This window comes from Fodinicurvata sp. EGI_FJ10296 (assembly GCF_040712075.1).
Classification (GTDB): domain Bacteria; phylum Pseudomonadota; class Alphaproteobacteria; order DSM-16000; family Inquilinaceae; genus JBFCVL01.
On the sequence record NZ_JBFCVL010000004.1, the window covers coordinates 59,238 to 76,275 of the forward strand.

General features: G+C 62.4%; 17 protein-coding genes and 1 pseudogene. 10 read left to right on the forward strand and 8 right to left on the reverse strand.

The window, feature by feature from the left end:
* The first annotated feature begins 59 nt into the window (after positions 1-59).
* Together ABZ728_RS09095 and ABZ728_RS09100 are read left to right on the forward strand one after the other, a co-directional pair.
* Complete coding sequence (locus ABZ728_RS09095) at positions 60-839, forward strand: AzlC family ABC transporter permease (RefSeq protein WP_366655789.1); 780 nt, start codon at positions 60-62, stop codon at positions 837-839.
* On the forward strand, positions 839-1,183 hold the full coding sequence (locus ABZ728_RS09100) for an AzlD domain-containing protein (protein WP_366655790.1): 345 nt from the start codon (positions 839-841) through the stop codon (positions 1,181-1,183). Before ABZ728_RS09095 ends, ABZ728_RS09100 begins: the two co-directional genes overlap by 1 nt.
* Before the next feature lie 3 nt (positions 1,184-1,186).
* On the opposite strand, the gene ABZ728_RS09105 is transcribed toward ABZ728_RS09100, so the two are convergent.
* Positions 1,187-2,896, reverse strand: coding sequence for a fused MFS/spermidine synthase (locus tag ABZ728_RS09105; RefSeq protein ID WP_366655791.1), 1,710 nt, complete (start codon positions 2,894-2,896; stop codon positions 1,187-1,189).
* 52 nt (positions 2,897-2,948) lie between these two features.
* A complete protein-coding gene (locus ABZ728_RS09110) occupies positions 2,949-3,278 on the reverse strand; it encodes a DUF1476 domain-containing protein (protein WP_366655792.1) in 330 nt (109 codons plus the stop codon).
* Between the two features lie 351 nt (positions 3,279-3,629).
* On the opposite strand from ABZ728_RS09110, the pseudogene purC reads away from it, so the two are divergent.
* From purC to rarD, 8 genes and pseudogenes are all read left to right on the forward strand, one after another.
* Positions 3,630-4,397: pseudogene (purC, locus tag ABZ728_RS09115) on the forward strand (phosphoribosylaminoimidazolesuccinocarboxamide synthase); the annotation flags it as partial.
* 238 nt (positions 4,398-4,635) lie between these two features.
* The gene (gene purS / locus ABZ728_RS09120) at positions 4,636-4,878 is read left to right on the forward strand and encodes a phosphoribosylformylglycinamidine synthase subunit PurS (RefSeq protein ID WP_366655793.1); all 243 of its coding nucleotides are present in this window, start codon (positions 4,636-4,638) and stop codon (positions 4,876-4,878) included.
* Positions 4,875-5,657 carry a hypothetical protein gene (locus tag ABZ728_RS09125; RefSeq protein WP_366655794.1) on the forward strand — a complete coding sequence of 261 codons (783 nt, stop codon included), beginning with the start codon at positions 4,875-4,877 and terminating at the stop codon, positions 5,655-5,657. The genes purS and ABZ728_RS09125 overlap by 4 nt, the downstream gene beginning before the upstream one ends.
* Positions 5,654-6,346 carry a phosphoribosylformylglycinamidine synthase subunit PurQ gene (gene purQ, locus ABZ728_RS09130; RefSeq protein WP_366655795.1) on the forward strand — a complete coding sequence of 231 codons (693 nt, stop codon included), beginning with the start codon at positions 5,654-5,656 and terminating at the stop codon, positions 6,344-6,346. Before ABZ728_RS09125 ends, purQ begins: the two co-directional genes overlap by 4 nt.
* A 109-nt stretch (positions 6,347-6,455) precedes the next feature.
* Entirely contained in the window at positions 6,456-8,687 is a 2,232-nt protein-coding gene (gene purL, locus ABZ728_RS09135; RefSeq protein ID WP_366656227.1) for a phosphoribosylformylglycinamidine synthase subunit PurL, read from the forward strand.
* A gap of 114 nt (positions 8,688-8,801) precedes the next feature.
* Positions 8,802-9,050, forward strand: coding sequence for a BolA family transcriptional regulator (locus ABZ728_RS09140; RefSeq protein ID WP_366655796.1), 249 nt, complete (start codon positions 8,802-8,804; stop codon positions 9,048-9,050).
* 55 nt (positions 9,051-9,105) lie between these two features.
* Positions 9,106-9,459: a Grx4 family monothiol glutaredoxin gene (grxD, locus tag ABZ728_RS09145; RefSeq protein WP_366655797.1), complete on the forward strand. Its 354-nt coding sequence runs from the start codon at positions 9,106-9,108 to the stop codon at positions 9,457-9,459.
* Positions 9,460-9,492: 33 nt separating this feature from the next.
* The gene (rarD, locus tag ABZ728_RS09150) at positions 9,493-10,383 is read left to right on the forward strand and encodes an EamA family transporter RarD (RefSeq protein ID WP_366655798.1); all 891 of its coding nucleotides are present in this window, start codon (positions 9,493-9,495) and stop codon (positions 10,381-10,383) included.
* A gap of 102 nt (positions 10,384-10,485) precedes the next feature.
* Here the strand turns inward: rarD and rpsD are convergent, their stop codons facing one another.
* The 6 genes from rpsD to cysS all read right to left on the reverse strand — a co-directional run bounded on the left by rpsD (position 10,486) and on the right by cysS (position 17,016).
* Entirely contained in the window at positions 10,486-11,100 is a 615-nt protein-coding gene (gene rpsD, locus ABZ728_RS09155; protein ID WP_366656228.1) for a 30S ribosomal protein S4, read from the reverse strand.
* Positions 11,101-11,335: 235 nt separating this feature from the next.
* On the reverse strand, positions 11,336-12,265 hold the full coding sequence (locus ABZ728_RS09160) for an anti-sigma factor (protein ID WP_366655799.1): 930 nt from the start codon (positions 12,263-12,265) through the stop codon (positions 11,336-11,338).
* Entirely contained in the window at positions 12,255-12,821 is a 567-nt protein-coding gene (locus ABZ728_RS09165) for a sigma-70 family RNA polymerase sigma factor (RefSeq protein ID WP_366655800.1), read from the reverse strand. Before ABZ728_RS09165 ends, ABZ728_RS09160 begins: the two co-directional genes overlap by 11 nt.
* A 138-nt stretch (positions 12,822-12,959) precedes the next feature.
* Entirely contained in the window at positions 12,960-13,892 is a 933-nt protein-coding gene (locus ABZ728_RS09170) for an RNA methyltransferase (RefSeq protein ID WP_366655801.1), read from the reverse strand.
* Positions 13,892-15,493, reverse strand: coding sequence for a citramalate synthase (gene cimA / locus ABZ728_RS09175; RefSeq protein ID WP_366656229.1), 1,602 nt, complete (start codon positions 15,491-15,493; stop codon positions 13,892-13,894). Before cimA ends, ABZ728_RS09170 begins: the two co-directional genes overlap by 1 nt.
* A 137-nt stretch (positions 15,494-15,630) precedes the next feature.
* A complete protein-coding gene (cysS, locus tag ABZ728_RS09180; protein WP_366655802.1) occupies positions 15,631-17,016 on the reverse strand; it encodes a cysteine--tRNA ligase in 1,386 nt (461 codons plus the stop codon).
* Positions 17,017-17,038 lie beyond the last annotated feature (22 nt).

The window sequence follows — 17,038 nt, forward strand, 5'->3', positions numbered from 1 at the left end:
TTGAGATGGCGTAGTGTCTGCCGGGCTTTCTCTTCTGCCCTCCCGGAGCCAGAGCTTCCGTGCCGACATCCGACGATAACGCCAACGACATTTCCGCGGTCGCGGGATCCATTTCATATGGATCTCCCGGCCGCGCCCTCGGCCACGCCGCACTGCTCGCCTTTTCCGCACCCGGCATCGTGATGACGGCGAGCTATGTCGGATTCGGTTCGCTCGTCCGGGCGAGCGATCTGACGCTGGCTCAGGGTGTCCTCTCCTCGATGCTCGGCTACGCACTGCCCGGCCAGATCGCGCTGGTCGAGTTGTATGCTGTGGGCAGTTCGCTCCTGATAACGACGGCGGCGGTCGCCCTGACCAATGTGCGGTTGCTGCCGATGGTCCTGGCATTGATGCCGCATCTCCGAGCGCCGGGAACGCCCCGCTGGCGGTATTATGCCGCCGCCCATCTGATCGCCATAACCGGCTGGGTGTACGCCATGCGCGACTGCCCCCGGCTGCCGCCCCGTGAAAGGCTGTCGTTCCTGGTCGGGTTCTCCGGCACATTGTTCTTGTTCACGGTCGCCGCGACGGTGGCGGGGTTCTTCCTTGCCGGCAGCGTTCCACCTTATGTGTCGCTGGGGCTGGTCTTTCTGAACCCGATCTATTTCATGCTCGTCCTGACCGCCGATCTGAGGGATCGGGCACGGCTCCGGGCCATGGTTCTGGGCGCCGTCCTTGGACCGCTGTTCCATCTTGTAAACCCTGACTGGGGCCTGCTGGCGACAGGTTTCGTCGCCGGCACCCTGGCTTATCTGTCGACGCGCCTTGCGTCGAAGCCCCCTGCTGCAGGTAGCGCCTGATGCCGGATTGGGTGGGAGACAGCGCGTTCTATGGCGCGGCGATTGCCGCGGCCGCAATCACCTATTTCTGGCGGGCGCTGGGGGTCGCCCTTTCCGGCCATCTACGCCATGACGGTCCGCTGCTCAACTGGGTCGCTTGCATCGCTTATGCCCTGCTAGCGGGCCTGATTGCGCGCATGATCGTGTTGCCAATCGGACCTCTGGCGGAGACCACGATGATCGCCCGGCTCAGCGGCGCCGGCATGGCGGCGCTGGCGTTCTTTCTGCTCAGGCGCAATATCCTGGCTGCCGTCGCCATCGGCGCCACCGGCCTCGTGCTGATGAACCGGTTCGTCGCCTTCTGAGCATCAGTTCAAAAGCAGCGCAGGCGGCAGGCTTTCGACGATATGACGGCGATAGGTCATTTGCTCCTGACGCGCGGAAACGACGAAGCGGTTGTTCTCGTCCGTCAGCACGCGTCCGTGGCCCAGATCGGAAGCGCCGATCCGCTCGGCGCCCGCAAACGCCGCAATCAGCCCGTCGCGAACCGCCGCTGGCGCTTCGTCGAATGTGGCCGCTTCCGGGTCCAGCATCGGCGGGCTCGCCAGATAGGCGTTGCCAACGTCGCTGCCCGGGGCAACATCTTCGATTACCGTGGTCATGCCGAAAACGCTGACCACTGTCGCCAGCAGATCGGAATCGATGATGGAAGCGTTCGCAGTCGCGATGGTGTTGAAAGCGACAGTTCCGCCCGGTGTCAGGCAACTGCGCAGATCTTCGAAAAACTCCCGAGTGACCAGATGGTCGGGGATGCCGTCGCCGGCAAACAAATCCACGAGAATGGCATCGTATCGCTGACCATCGTCGCCGGGGCAATGCCGGGCGAATATCCGGGCATCCACCTCGTGCACGGGTACGCGGCCCGGATCGAAGCCGAAATAGTCGGTCGCGATATCGACCACGGTCGGACTGATTTCCACGGCATCCACCGGATAGCCTTCGCCGGTCAGCATCATCGGCACGCTGCCGATCCCCAGGCCGAGAACGAGCACACCTTGTGACCTGTTGCGCTGCCGGGCGATGGCTGTCAGCGCATGCGGAAATCCGATGGAGGCGGGGGCAACGCCATTCTCCGCGGGAAGGCGCTGCATACCCATATTCATGCCGTCGACCAGCATCACGCGATCGGTTTCGCCCGCCTGTGCCGGTATGTCTACCACGCGAACGGTTCCGTGAGCCGACGGAGACGCTGTGACCACATCATACCCGAAGGCGCTGATGGCCGGACGCCCCGGCAGCCCGAAATGAATGCCTTGCGACAGAACCGCCATCAGAACCGCGATCACCGCAGCCTTTACGGCGCGGATGCGGTCCTCGCGCGGGCGGCCGCTGAACACCGCCCAGCCGGCCGACACGGTGGCCAGTGCCACGGCAACGGCCAGCAGGCTGCTGAAATTTGTCAGGTGGGGTATGAAAACAAACGCCGCCGCAAGCACGCCGATGACCGACCCCGCGGTAGACCACGCAAAGACGTTGCCCGAACCCGCATCCGCCGACCCACGGCGGAATGTGGCCACCAGTAGCGGATTCATGCCCGCCAGGATGACCAGAGCCGGTCCCAGCAGAACCACGGAGGCGAGAATGGCCCCCAAAGCCAGATCGAGTCGGGCCAGCAATGGAAAAAGATTGGGATAGACCAGCGCCCCGAAGGCGAGGCAACCACCGGCCACGGCCGGGGCCGTGCCGAACATGCCATCGGCGTCGCCAGGACGCCGCCCGTTGGACAACCAGCCGCCGAGCGCATATCCGGCAGCAAGGGCAACAAGCGTCACCACTAGAATCCCGGTCCAGATATAGAGGCTTACCCCGAAATAGGGAGTAAGGATCCGGCTGGCGATAAGCTGGAGGGCGAGTGTGGCCGCACCAGTTACGAAAAGGGCGAACAGGCGAAGCCCCTGACCAACAATGCCGCCGCCCTCGTCGCTGTTGCGCCGGCTGGATGCAGCGCGACCGCGCTGACCAGCCGCAGCGTTCGGGTACGCATCCCGACCGTCAGGCCGCTCCGGATGCCCGTTCATTGCCGCGCCCATCCTGGCAAGCAGCGTTTCGAATCGGTCGGGGACGGCGGTATCAGTCCTTGATCTCCGTCATGATCTGGTCGTGAGCCACCGCCAGCAACTCATCCATTTTCTTGCGAAGACGATGATCACTCAGTTCGACATTCGCCGCCTTGAAATCTGCCCGGACCTTTTCGACCACGTCCTCATGGCCGGGTCGCTCGAAATCCGCGGCGATCACCTCGCGTGCATATGTCGCGGCATCGTCAGCCGATTTGCCGAGCAGCTCCGCAGCCCAGAGGCCCAGCAGGCGGTTTCGGCGATTGGTTATCCTGAACAGCAGCTCCTGGTCGTGCTGAAATTTTGCTTCGAATGCTTTCTTGCGTTCGTCGAAGGTGTTCATGCGGATCGGTCTCCGAAAACATGCGTTGGCCCAGTCTGCAATCCGGGCTCGACAACCTCTGCCTGACAACGGCCCTGTCTGACAATGACCCTGGCGATGGCTTCCGGCAATGGGTAGCAGGCAAACCAACCCGTCGCAATGGTACCCTGCCCGATACCCCGCGCCTGTTACCTCCGCCATGAGGCGCAGCTCCGGGCCCGGAACCGCTTTCGATGCATTTGGCTGATCCCGTCGGGGATCATTGAGCCGGACGAGGCAAGTTGCTATATGACATATGAGGCACGGTTACCGTCGCGCCCCATACCGCAAGTGTCCTTGCCTAGCCGATAGTTTTCAAGGAAGCAAAAGCCCATGACCCGTCGGAGACGGATTTACGAAGGCAAGGCAAAAGTCCTGTTCGAAGGACCAGAACCGGGTACGGTCGTCCAATACTTCAAAGACGACGCAACCGCCTTCAACAACCAGAAGCATGGAACGATCTCCGGCAAGGGGGTCCTCAACAATCGGATTTCCGAATATCTGATGGTGAAGCTGGGTGAGATCGGCGTGCCGACCCACTTTATCAAGCGCCTCAACATGCGCGAGCAGCTTTGCTACGAAGTCGAGATCGTTCCCATAGAAGTGGTCGTCCGCAACGTGGCGGCCGGGTCGTTTTCCAAGCGATTCGGCGTCGAGGAAGGCACTGTTCTGCCCCGCTCCATCATGGAGTTCTACTACAAATCGGACGAACTTGGCGATCCGATGATATCCGAAGAGCACATCACCGCCTTCGGATGGGCGTCACCCCAGGACATCGATGATATAATGGCGATGACACTGCGGGTAAACGACTACCTGTCGGGGCTTTTCCTCGGCACCCGGCTGCGCCTCGTCGACTTCAAGCTGGAGTTCGGACGTCTGTATAACGAGGCGGGCGAAATGCGCATCGTTCTTGCCGACGAGATCAGCCCGGATAATTGCCGGCTCTGGGACATCGATACCAACGAGAAACTCGACAAGGACCGGTTCCGCCAGGATCTGGGCCAGGTAGAGGAAGCTTACCGCGAGGTGGCCCGACGTCTCGGCATCCTTCCGGAAGGCGGTATCGTCGACATCAACCGGGATGCTCAGACAGCGGAACCTGCTGGCGACGACACGGGCGGCGGGGATACGGGCGGCAACGAGACGGGCGGCATCCCAGGCGCCGAAGACGGCAAGAAGCCGGTTGATCGCAAGGATATGAACCGCCCTCGTCGACGGCCCTGACCTGTTGCTGGATATTTCGCGGGCGCCAGGACCCGTGAGACCACCTGATACGGGAACCGGGTGATCCGGGCGACAGGCGCGTTGTTGGGTACCAAGGGAAAGGATGACGATTTTGAAAGCACGCGTTGAGATCAGGCTAAAGGGCGGTGTTCTCGACCCTCAGGGGCAGGCCATCGGCAATGCCTTGCGGGGATTGGGCCATGAGAGCGTCGCCGAGGTCCGTCAGGGCAAACTGATTGAGCTTGATCTGAAAACCACCGATCCGGAAGCCGCGCGCACGGAAGTCGATGCCATGTGCAAGTCGCTGCTCGCCAATCCGGTCATTGAAAGCTACGCCATCACGATTCAGGAATGACCGTGCCCCCCGTTGAGCCCCTCGTTGCCAGCGAGACCGACGGCAGAGCGGAGGCGTTCCGGGCAGATATGGCCGCACTCGCGCGGCGCTCGATCCTGTTCCAGCCGGCGTTGGACAGGCCCGACCGCATTCCGCCACTGTTTCGTCCGCCCGGCTTTGGATCGCTGGTACAGTTGATCCTGGAGCAACAGGTATCGGTTCGCGCCGCACAGACGATGTGGGCACGACTGACACGGAATCTGTGGCCAGTCGCGCCGGAGCCCTTTCTGTTGCTGTCGCCGGAGACGCTGAGGGCCTGCGGCTTCTCTGCCCAAAAAGGGCGCTACGCGCAATCCCTCGCCCGGGCAGTGCTGGATGGCGCGATCGATCTCGACGCACTGGCGACAATGCCGGACGACGACGCGATCCGGGCATTGACGGCAATGAAGGGGATCGGTCACTGGACCGCCGAATGCTATCTGCTATGGGCGCTGGGACGGCGTGACGTCATGCCCGCCGGCGATCTCGCCATTCAGGTCGGACTGAAGGAACTCGCCGGCCTGGCCGCACGGCCCGGCCCGGCGGCACTGCGCGAGGCGGCTGACGCATGGCGCCCCTGGCGCAGTGCCGCCGCACTTTTGTTGTGGCGCGTCTATCTCGACAATCGGGCGGCCGATGGGTCGACCATGACGAGCATCGTCCAGTCCCCGGATGTCGCAACCAGCACCCCGGACCCTGCCAACCTCACACCGGCCCCGGCCCCGGCCACCCCATCACTTCAGAGTGGAACATCCCGATGAAAAGCGCCGTTATCGTATTTCCCGCTTCCAACTGTGACCGGGACGCGGCAGACGCCATGGCGCTGGCGACCGGGCATCGGCCGACAATGGTCTGGCACCGGGACACCGAATTGCCGCCCGCCGACCTGATCGTGCTGCCGGGCGGTTTCGCCTATGGCGATTATCTGCGCTCGGGTGCGATGGCGGCGCGGTCGCCGATCATGCAAGCGATCCACAGTGCCGCTGGCCGGGGCGTTCCGATCCTGGGCATCTGCAACGGGTTTCAGGTACTGGTCGAGGCGGGTCTCCTTCCAGGCGCCCTGATGCGCAATGCCGGGCTTCGATTCGTCCATCGGATGGTTCACTTGTCCGTCGAACGCAACGACACGCCGTTCACGCAGGCATACGATAAAGGCCAGGTCATCGAGGTTCCGGTGGCTCACCACGATGGCCGCTATTTCGCCGAATCGGCAACGCTCGACCGTGTGGAGGGCGATGGCCTCGTCGCATTCCGCTATGTCGATAGTGATGGGCGCCGGACGCAGGCGGCCAATCCGAATGGTTCGCTCAACGACATTGCCGGTATCTTCAACCCGACACACAGAATTCTGGGCATGATGCCCCATCCCGAACGGGTGAGCGACCCTGCCGTCGCCACGCGGCCGGACGGAATGGCTCTCTTCCGGGGCATTGCATCCGTCGCGGCCTAGCCCCGGACGGCACTCGACGCTCCCCGCCAATTGACTCCAGCCTATTGACCAACGCAAGCGAACCGCCGCCATGACATCGACACAGACTGCCAAGACTTCGTCCGGCGCCATGCCGGATGCCGTGCCCGCTCCGGAGGTTACGCACGATCTCGCCGCCCGCCACGGCATGTCGGCGGACGAATACGATCTCATGGTCAGCATCATGGGCCGAACCCCCAGTCTGGCTGAATTCGGCATCTTTTCGGTCATGTGGTCCGAGCATTGCTCGTACAAATCCTCCAAGCGATGGCTCAAGACCCTGCCGACCGAGGCGCCCTGGGTCATTTGCGGGCCGGGAGAGAATGCGGGCGTCATCGACATCGGCGATGGCCAGGCCGTCGTGTTCAAGATGGAAAGCCACAACCACCCCAGCTTCATCGAGCCGTTTCAGGGCGCCGCTACCGGTGTTGGTGGTATCATGCGCGACGTGTTCACGATGGGCGCCCGCCCCGTCGCCAATCTGAACAGCCTGCGCTTCGGGTCCCCGGATCACCCGTTGACGCAACATCTTGTTTCCGGTGTTGTGGCCGGCATCGCCGGCTACGGAAACTGCATGGGCGTTCCGACCGTCGGCGGCGAGACGAATTTCCATCCGGCCTATAACGGGAATATTCTCGTCAACGCGATGACAGTGGGTGTCGCCCAGGCCGACCGGATTTTCTATTCGGCAGCCGCCGGGCCCGGCAATCCGGTCGTCTATGTCGGCGCCAGGACGGGGCGCGACGGAATTCATGGGGCGACCATGGCCTCGGCCGAATTTTCCGAAGGCTCCGAGGACCAGCGGCCGACGGTCCAGGTCGGCGACCCGTTCAAGGAAAAGCTGCTGCTGGAAGCGTGCCTCGAACTGATGGCAACCGACTCCATCATTGCCATTCAGGATATGGGCGCTGCCGGACTGACCTCGTCGTCGGTCGAAATGTCGGACAAGGGTGGATGTGGCATTGAGTTGGACCTGGACCAGGTTCCGCAACGGGAAGAAGGCATGTCGGCGTACGAGATCATGCTTTCGGAGAGCCAGGAGCGCATGCTGATGGTTCTCAAGCCCGGTTGCGAGGATCAGGCGCGGGCCATTTTCGAGAAGTGGGAACTGGATTTCGCGGTTATCGGCCGCGTCACCGATAGCGGGCGCCTGGTGCTGCGCAAGAATGGCGAGATCGAGGCCGACATCCTGGTGGCGCCGCTGGTCGGCAACGCGCCGGAATACGATCGCCCATGGGAACCGACTCCGCCCCCCTCACCCATCGACACCATGGCATTTCCCATGCCTGTCCCGGCCACGACCGTTCTGGAGCAACTGATGGGATCGCCCGATCTGGCGTCCAGGGCCTGGATATGGGAGCAATACGACAGCTCAGTCATGAACGATACCATCTCGTCCTCCGGAATCGGGCGGCCCGCAGACGCGGCAATCGTGCGTGTCCACGGAACAGGCAAGGCACTGGCGCTGACCACCGATTGCACGCCGCGCTATTGCAAGGCCGATCCGGTGGCAGGCGGGCGACAGGCAGTGGCCGAGGCCTGGCGCAACCTGACCGCGACCGGAGCCCGGCCGCTTGCGATCACGGACAACATGAATTTCGGCAATCCGGAGAAACCCGCGATAATGGGCCAGTTCGCGGGCTGCATCGAGGGAATGGCCGATGCATGCCGCAAGCTGGATTTCCCCGTCGTTTCGGGCAATGTCTCGCTTTACAACGAGACCAACGGCGAAGCCATTCTGCCGACCCCGACGATCGGCGCCGTCGGATTGATCGCCGACATGACGCAACGATCCGGCCTCTCGTTTCAGAACGACGGCGATGTGGTTCTGGTCGTCGGAGAATGCCAGGGTCATCTGGGTCAGAGCCTTTACCTGCGGGAAATCTTCGGTCGCGAGGACGGCCCACCGCCGCCGGTCGACCTGGACCATGAACGGCGCAATGGCGACTTCGTCCGAGCGGCAATCGAAGACGGGGCGATCAACGCCTGTCACGATGTTGCCGATGGTGGCTTGCTGGTCGCCGTCGCGGAAATGGCGATGGCCGGAAAGCGGGGCGTGACCCTGGATGACCCGGCGCTGGCCGCCGACCACGGGCAACTGTTCGGCGAGGATCAGGGCCGCTACGTGCTCACCGTCAGCCCGGCGGAAGCCGACACACTTGTCGCCCGTGCCGCGCGCGCTGGCGTCGCGATCAGGCGGATCGGAATCGTCGGGGGCACTGATATCGCACTCGCTGCACCCGGTGCACTGATCGCCCTGGAAACATTGGCCAGTCACCACTCGTCCTGGCTGCCGGATCTGATGGCAAGCGACCTGGCCTGATCGTGGTATCGACGCGGGCGGTGCTATGTTCTAGAACTGACTGACAACCACCGACAGCAATCGGTCCGGCGGCGCCACAGCGCCGCCATGGCCCACGAGGATGAGGCAACCGCCATGCCAATGGACGCAAGCGAACTGGAACGGATGATCAAGGACGGGATCCCCGATGCCGAAGTTCGGATTGAAGATCTCCGCGGCGACGGCGACCATTATGCGGCCTATGTCGTCAGCCCGTCCTTCACCGGAATGACACGGGTGCAGCAGCACCAGATGGTTTACCGATCTCTCAGTGGCCGCATGGGCAACGAATTGCATGCCCTCGCTTTGACCACGGCGGCGCCGGAACAAGCCTCGACATCCTGATCGATCGGCGCCGGATTGGTCGTGATCGAGGATTGCAGAGAAGGATCCATTTGATATGGCGGCACAAGAAAATCCGGTGTTCGAACGGATCCGTTCGGATCTGGCGGATAATCCAGTCGTCCTCTACATGAAGGGATCGCCGATCTTTCCGCAGTGCGGCTTCTCGGCGGCGGTCCTTCAAACGCTCGAACAACTGGGCGTCGACTACAAGGCGATAGACGTGCTGACCGATCCGAGCATCCGTCAGGGCGTCAAGGATTTCGCTCACTGGCCGACGATCCCGCAGCTCTACATCGCCGGCGAATTTGTCGGCGGCTGCGACATCGTGCGGGAAATGGCCGAAACCGGCGAGTTGCAGGATTTTCTCATTGCTCGCGGCATCGCGGTCAATTCCAGCGCCAGCGCATAGAGACGCGTCCAGTACAAAGGAAGCGCCCCTGGCATGACCGACCGACCTTTGGCCGTGGATCGGTCGCAACTGGGCTTGGTCCAGGCCTTTGGGGCGTTCCTGCTCTGGGGAGTTCTGCCACTCTATTTCCGCGCGCTCGATAATTCACCAATCTTCGAGATAATGGCCCACCGGATTACGTGGACCGTTCTGCTGTTGATTCCGTTGGTGATCGTTCTGCGACGCTCGTCTACGGTGGTAACGGCATTCCAGTCCCGCCGACTGGTCGGTGTCTTCGCCGTCACAACTGTGTTGGTCAGCCTGAACTGGCTGATCTACATGTATGCCATCAGCATCGAACGGCTGCTCGACGCAAGCCTGGGATATTATATCAACCCACTGATCAACGTAGCGCTCGGTGTGATTTTTCTGGGCGAAACCCTCAATCGGCGACAGATGCTGGCCGTTGGTCTGGCAGCGGCTGGCGTCCTGAACCAGACGATAACCTTGGGTGCGTTTCCCTGGATCGCCCTGGGTCTTGCCCTGACATTCGGGTTTTACGGTCTGATCCGCAAACGCGAACGCATCGATCCGATCGGGGGCCTCCTCGTCGAGACGAGCATCATCCTGCCAATCGCCGTGTTCGGCGTTTTCTGGTTCGCGGTGACAGGAACCGGGCGATTTGCTGTCGGCGGATTGTGGGAAAGCACGCTGCTGGTCGGAACCGGCGTCGTCACGGCGACTCCGTTGATCCTGTTCATGATGGGCGCGCAAAAGCTCCGATACTCGACCATCGGTCTGATGCAGTATCTGGCGCCGACAATTCAGTTTCTGATCGCCGTGCTCATTTTCAAGGAACCCTTTGGCGTGGCCAATATTGCCACTTTCCTGCTGATCTGGAGCGGCCTTGCGATTTATACCTGGGACGCTCTCACACGGCGATAGCAACGCGACCGGTATCGCTTGGTACAGGGCCCGAACGGCAAAACGGCGGCCCGATGAACGGGCCGCCGTATGACAGTCGGATCCGGATGAACCGCTTGATCGTTAGCGGCTGTAGAACTCGATGACCAGATTGGGTTCCATCTGAACCGGGTACGGCACGTCGGCCAGCATCGGCGGACGAACGAGGCGACCTGTCATCTGGCTGTGATCGGCTTCGACGTAATCGGGCACATCGCGCTCTCCGCTATTCACCGCTTCAAGAACGAGCGGCAGTTCACGCGACTTCTGCTTGATCGAAATGACATCCGTATCCTTGACCGGATAGCTCGGCACATTGAGCCGCTTGCCATTGACCAGGATGTGTCCGTGGTTGACGAACTGCCGGGCAGCGAAAACGGTGGGCACGAATTTCATGCGGTAAATGACCATGTCCAGACGCCGCTCAAGCAACTGAACCAGGTTCTCGCCGGTATCGCCCTTGCGCCTCGTGGCGTCCTCGTAGTAACGGCGAAATTGCTTCTCGCCGATATTGCCGTAATAGCCCTTGAGCTTCTGCTTGGCCATCAACTGGATGCCATAGTCGGTCGGCTTCTTGCGCCGCTGACCGTGCTGACCAGGGCCGTATTCGCGACGATTGATCGGGCTCTTTGGGCGACCCCAAAGGTTCACGCCGAGACGCCGGTCAATCTTATGCTTCGAATTCAAACGCTTGGACATGGATTTGGCCTGTTTCTCTTGAACAAAGGTCTGACCCGGCTGCAACGCCGAGACTCATTGTCCTGGTATGGCGTCGATACCTCCGTCGGAGGTATCGGGCCGGGCAAGCATCGTCGCGGCGCCAACGCACCGGTGATGCCCCCACTTTCCCAGGAGTGCGCGGACTATAGCCACCAGAACGGTATTGTCAATGCCTCCACGCCCGCCAGGATCTGACACAAACGCCTCGCGCGGCTTACATGGGCCGAAAAAATGGCTCCAGCCGGCCCGTATGGACAATCGAGCCGGTGGGCTGCCCCGTCGGTGACCCGCCTGCGGGTTCGAGTGTGATCGTCAGGGGAACCCCGCCGCCAAGACGGCTCGCGACATCGTCCGACACCGACAATATCGTCTGGCGTTCGGGAGCGAGTTCGCCGAGCGCGCGGGGCCCCGAATCCGGCATCAACGCCCACAGGACGTAGCTCTGTTCATGGAGACCCGGCCCGGGCTGAATCGCATCCACTTGCAAACGGCCCTGCTCCTGATCAAAGCGAATGGTCCAGACCGGAGACGCCTCCACCGGACTGAGCACGGCCGTCAGCGGGATCGGCCCGGTTGAGTCCGGAGCTGGATCCGGCAACGCGCCCAGCACGATCAGTAGCAGAATGGCGGCGACGATCCCCAGAGCGACCGCTGCCATCCGCCAGCGGCCCGTCCGGCGGCGAGCGGCGGCGAGTTCCTTTTCCTCCCCGGGGTCCGGCCAGTTTTCAAGCGAGCTTGAACGCCTGACAACGAATGCCGGCCGCGCCTCAACTGCAGAGCGCTGTGCCCCCTCACCTCCCGGATATGCGTTCGGACCGGAGGGTGGACCGGTGTCTTCTTTGATTTCCACGGACTCCGGCCCCTCCGCCTCCGGCCCAATCGCCTCGGCGGCACGAGCAGGGCGTGGGGGCGTGTCGGAGAAACCGAGTGTGCTGCCAATCCGCTGCCAAACCGCCGGCGGTGGTTCCTGGGGCGCCACGGCGGCCGCCATCGGGGTCAACAGGTCCTCCCATCGGGCGACCATGCTTTGCAGAGCGGCATCTTCGCGAAGCCGCGCTTCGAAAATATCGCGATCGGAACCTCTCAACGTGCCGAGAGCGTATTCCGCTGCAGTAGCATCAAGGGAGGGGCGGTCATTGACCATGGAAATTCGAACATTCCTTCAACCGCATCACCCCCTGCCTGATCCAGATCTTTACGGTTGCGACAGGCGCAACGAGATCGCTGGCGATGCGATCGTGCGGCAAGCCATTCAGAAATGCCAACGCTATGCATCGACGCGGTTTCTCGGGCAGGTCACCAAGACACCGATTGAGTCGCAGCACCCGCTCGCGCTCTTCGGCATCCGGCGGGACAGTCGCACCGGACGTCGCCTGAAAAGCTTTGGCGGACGGGGCCGAGGCCTCACCGCCCGGTCGGCGGCCTCTCTCGGCGATTGCCCGGTATCGCAGAAGTGAAACCATCCAGCCTCGCGCCGTCCCCTTCCGCCGATCGAACTTGTCCGACTGGCGCCAGATCTGGACGAAGGTGTCGTGCAGGACGTCCTCCGCGATCCGGGCGTCGCCGACGATCCGCAGCGCAATGCCAAAGAAATGGGGCGCCAGGACATCGTACAGCCGGTGCAGCGCCCGAGCATCCCCGGCGGCACACCCGCCGACGAGATCGGCAAGTGGCATCGATGCCACCTGATCGGTCTTCATGTCCGACGCCCCGTTTCTGTCTCCATGACCACCATCGAGTTCTGCCCATAGACGGCGGTCGTGGGGAGAGTTCACCCACCGCGCGTCATCGGCTGAATACAGCAATGATGGTCATGAATATATTTCAAATGCAATAGATCAGCCTTCGCCCTCGTCCCCGTCACCGGAAACAGTCGCGTCCTTGCTGGAAGATGCCTGCCGACGACGGGGCGCGCCTCCCTTCCTGCGATCCGAGAGAGCGGTAACGACACCGTGAAGCGTCCGCACTTCCTGTTCCGTGGGAGATGCCCGGAGAAGCAGACTGCGCAGATTGCGAATCATTGACGGGCGCATGGCCTCGACCTTGAAGAAACCGGCATGCTCCAGTTCCCGCTCCAGATGATCGAACAGCCCGATCATCGCCTTGCGCGGTGCGGGCGAGACGTCGCGCCGCCCGGAATGAGACCACGGAGAGGCATCATCGGAATCGTTGGCACCGCTTTGTGCACCGGCGTCCGGCTGACCGCCTTCCCCGCTCGGCAACGGCCCGCCGACGAGGCCGAGACACTGCTGCCGCCAGCTCCACGCAGCGACCAGCACCGCCTGCGCCAGATTCAATGACGTGAAATCGGGGTTCAGAGGCATCGTCAACACGGTATCGGCCAACGCGACGTCGTCGTTGTCCAAACCCGAACGCTCACCCCCGAACAGGAGCCCGGGCCGGTGTCCGACGATTGCCCGATCGTTCAGACGCCTTGCCGCTTCGACGGGGTCGACAACCGGTTTGACCATATGCCGGGGCCGTGCTGTCGTCGCGAACACTGCGGTGAGGTCGCCGATGGCTTCCGCCGTCGTCTCGAACACCAGCGCGCCGTCCAGGACGGCATCGGCCCCGGCGGAATTCGCGACGGCCGCCGGGTTTGGCCAGCCATCGCGCGGCCGGACGAGGCGCAGCTCGCTCCAGCCGCAGTTCAGCATTGCCCGCGCCGCCGCGCCGATATTCTCGCCAAGCTGCGGCGCAACCAGTACAACAACAGGAGGCGAGACCTGCTGTTCCGCAGGCGACGCTCCCGACAATGTGGCTGTGCTCATCAGGTAACCGCCGATGCCTGGTCCCGGAACAACTTGTAGGTGAAGCTGTCTAGCAGCGCATCGAACGACGCATCGATTATATTCGTCGACACGCCGACCGTCGTCCAGCGGTCCCCGTCGCCATTGACGCTGTCGATGTGAACGCGCGTCGTTGCCCCGGTCGCCTGGGTTTCGCGCATGATCCGGACCCGATAATCGACCAGCCGCAGCCCTTCCAATTGCGGGTAAAAGTCCAGCAGCGCCTTGCGCAATGCCAGATCGATCGCGTTCACGGGACCATTGCCGTCAGCGACCGTATGGCGCATCTCCCGGCCGAGACGAACTTTGACCGTTGCCTCGGATTCCGTCACCAACTCTCCGCGCGCATTGAAACGGCGCTCGTCCGTCACCGAAAATCGCTTCAGTTCGAAATAGTCCGGCACCTGTCCGAGTAACCGCCGTGCCAGCATTTCGAAACTCGCTTCGGCGCCATCATACGCATATCCGTCGAACTCCCGCTGCTTGACCAGGGCGACAAGCTTGGAGATATTTGCGTGCTGCGGATCGACCTCGACCCCGACGGATCTGAGGCGGGCCAGAACGTTGGACCGTCCGGCCTGATCACTGACAACGATATGGCGTTTGTTGCCGACCAGGGTCGGGTCGATATGCTCGTATGTCTCCGGCGCCTTTTCGACAGCTGAAACATGCACGCCGCCCTTATGGGCAAAGGCGCTCTCGCCAACATACGCCGCGTTGCGCTGCGGGGCCCTGTTCATGACATGCTCGTCGAACCAGCGCGAAAGATGCGTCAATCGCGCGAGTTTCTCCGGTGTCACCCCGCTCTCGAAACCCATCTTGACCATCAGGGTCGGCAGAAGCGAGACCAGATTGGCATTGCCGCACCGCTCGCCCAGACCATTCAGAGTGCCCTGGACATGGCGAACGCCCGCGCGCACTGCGGCGAGTGTATTGGCGACGGCATTTTCGGTATCGTTATGGGCGTGAATGCCCAGCCGATCAGCGGGAATCCGGGCCGCAACCTCGCGGACGATGGCCTCGACCTCGTCCGGGAGCGTTCCCCCGTTGGTGTCGCACAGCACCACCCAGCGCGCGCCGGCTTCGTATGCAGCAACCGCGCATTCAAGCGCATAGTCCGGGTTGGCCTTGTACCCGTCGAAGAAATGTTCGCAGTCGAAGATCGCCTCGCCCTTGCGGTCGTGGGCGGCTGCGATGCTCTCCCGAATGCCGGTGATGTTCTCGTCCCGGCCGATGCCGAGCGCAATGTCGACGTGGAAGTCCCATGTCTTGCCGAACAGGCAGATCGTGTCGGCGGAGGAATTGACGACGGCGCTCAATCCGGGATCGTTCTCCACACTCCGTCCGGCGCGCTTCGTCATGCCGAACGCGGTGAACCGGGCGTGGGAGAGCACCGGCCGGTCGGCAAAAAAGGCATCATCGGTCGGATTGGCGCCGGGCCATCCGCCCTCGATATAATCGATACCGATGCGATCGAGCTCGCGGGCGATGGCCTGTTTGTCGGCGACGGAAAAATCCGTACCCTGAGACTGTGCCCCGTCACGAAGAGTCGTGTCAAAAATATAGATACGTTCTGGCATGATCGGTCATCCGAATATCGTCGACACGGGGGCGAACCGCCGCCCATGCACTGGCACAGGTCAGGTTAGCGGCTGCACCACGTCATCAACATGGCCCAAAAGGGAATGGGCGGCCCCATTTGGCGGCCGCCGCGGGAAAATCAGTTCCGCTTCCACGTCGTACCGGTCGGACCATCCTCAAGGATGACGCCCTGATCGGCCAACGTGTCCCTAATTCGATCGGCCTCCTTGAAATCACGCGTCTTTCGAGCCTCCTGACGCGCCACGATCATTGCCTCGATCTCCTCTGTCCCTGGTCCATCCGCGGCCGGCATCTGCTGGAACCAGGCCTCCGGGTCCACCGTCAGCAGGCCCATGTGATTGGCCTGCGACCGAAGCAGGCCGACCAATCGTCGTGCTTCATCACCGCTTGCACGGTTCACCGCCCCCGCGGTTTCGTGAAGCGCCGCCATTGCCTGTGGTGTATTCAGATCGTCATTCAACGCCCGGATCACCGGATCGTCCGGCGCCAGGGGCAATACGTCCGGGCCAGCCGCCGTGTCCACCTGGTGGCGGAGGGCTCCGTACAGCCGATCGAGCGACGCTTTTGCCTGACGCAAACCGTCCTCTGTGAAGTCGAGCGGTTGCCGGTACTGGGCCGACAGCAACACCATGCGTATCACTTCGCCGGGCCACTGGTCGCGCAGATCGTGAACCGTGCGGAAATTGCCCAGCGATTTCGACATCTTCTCGCCCTCGACCATGACATATCCGTTATGGATCCAGCAACGGGCCATTGCGTCAGTGCCGTGGGCGCAGCGGCTCTGCGCGATCTCGTTCTCGTGGTGAGGAAAAATCAGATCCTGGCCGCCGCCGTGGATGTCGAATGTCGCACCGAGATGCCGGGCCGACATGGCCGAACATTCGATATGCCAACCCGGCCGGCCGCGCCCCCAGGGACTGTCCCAGCCAGGAGCGCCGGGCTCGGCCGGCTTCCAAAGCACGAAATCGGCAGGGTCCTTCTTGTACGATGCGACCTCGACCCGCGCGCCGGCAATCTGCCCGTCACGATCGCGACGGGACAATGCGCCATAGTCCGGCATGGACGGCACATTGAACAGGACATGACCGTCGGCGGCATAGGCATGCCCCCGCTCGATCAGCCGTGAAATCATGGCGATCATATCGTCAATATGGGCTGTAGCGCGCGGTTCGATATCCGGGTCCAGTGCGCCGATCGCGCGCATATCCTCCTGATAGGCCGCTGTCGTTCGCGTCGTGATCAGGTCGATCGATTCGCCCGTTCTGCGTGATGCTTCGATGATCTTGTCGTCCACATCGGTGATGTTCCGGACATAGGTCACCCGGGGGTACAGATACCGAAGGTGACGATAAAGAACGTCGAAAACCACGACCGGCCGCGCATTGCCGATATGGGCGAAATCGTAGACCGTGGGACCGCAAACATACATTCGGATGTGGTCCGGATCGATCGGCGCGAACGGCTCCTTGCGGCCCGTCAACGTGTTCGTCAGCATCAAGGACACGGCCGTCCCCCCTCAAGCATGG

Excerpts from the sequence above, each read along its gene's own strand:
- purQ (WP_366655795.1), top strand. The coding sequence starts at position 5,654 with ATGAAAAGCGCCGTTATCGTATTTCCCGCTTCCAACTGTGACCGGGAC.
- ABZ728_RS09140 (WP_366655796.1), top strand. The coding sequence starts at position 8,802 with ATGCCAATGGACGCAAGCGAACTGGAACGGATGATCAAGGACGGGATC.
- ABZ728_RS09105 (WP_366655791.1), bottom strand. The coding sequence starts at position 2,896 with ATGAACGGGCATCCGGAGCGGCCTGACGGTCGGGATGCGTACCCGAAC.
- ABZ728_RS09100 (WP_366655790.1), top strand. The coding sequence starts at position 839 with ATGCCGGATTGGGTGGGAGACAGCGCGTTCTATGGCGCGGCGATTGCC.
- ABZ728_RS09160 (WP_366655799.1), bottom strand. The coding sequence starts at position 12,265 with ATGGTCAATGACCGCCCCTCCCTTGATGCTACTGCAGCGGAATACGCT.
- ABZ728_RS09125 (WP_366655794.1), top strand. The coding sequence starts at position 4,875 with ATGACCGTGCCCCCCGTTGAGCCCCTCGTTGCCAGCGAGACCGACGGC.
- ABZ728_RS09110 (WP_366655792.1), bottom strand. The coding sequence starts at position 3,278 with ATGAACACCTTCGACGAACGCAAGAAAGCATTCGAAGCAAAATTTCAG.
- rarD (WP_366655798.1), top strand. The coding sequence starts at position 9,493 with ATGACCGACCGACCTTTGGCCGTGGATCGGTCGCAACTGGGCTTGGTC.
- rpsD (WP_366656228.1), bottom strand. The coding sequence starts at position 11,100 with ATGTCCAAGCGTTTGAATTCGAAGCATAAGATTGACCGGCGTCTCGGC.
- ABZ728_RS09170 (WP_366655801.1), bottom strand. The coding sequence starts at position 13,892 with ATGAGCACAGCCACATTGTCGGGAGCGTCGCCTGCGGAACAGCAGGTC.
- ABZ728_RS09165 (WP_366655800.1), bottom strand. The coding sequence starts at position 12,821 with ATGAAGACCGATCAGGTGGCATCGATGCCACTTGCCGATCTCGTCGGC.
- grxD (WP_366655797.1), top strand. The coding sequence starts at position 9,106 with ATGGCGGCACAAGAAAATCCGGTGTTCGAACGGATCCGTTCGGATCTG.
- purL (WP_366656227.1), top strand. The coding sequence starts at position 6,456 with ATGCCGGATGCCGTGCCCGCTCCGGAGGTTACGCACGATCTCGCCGCC.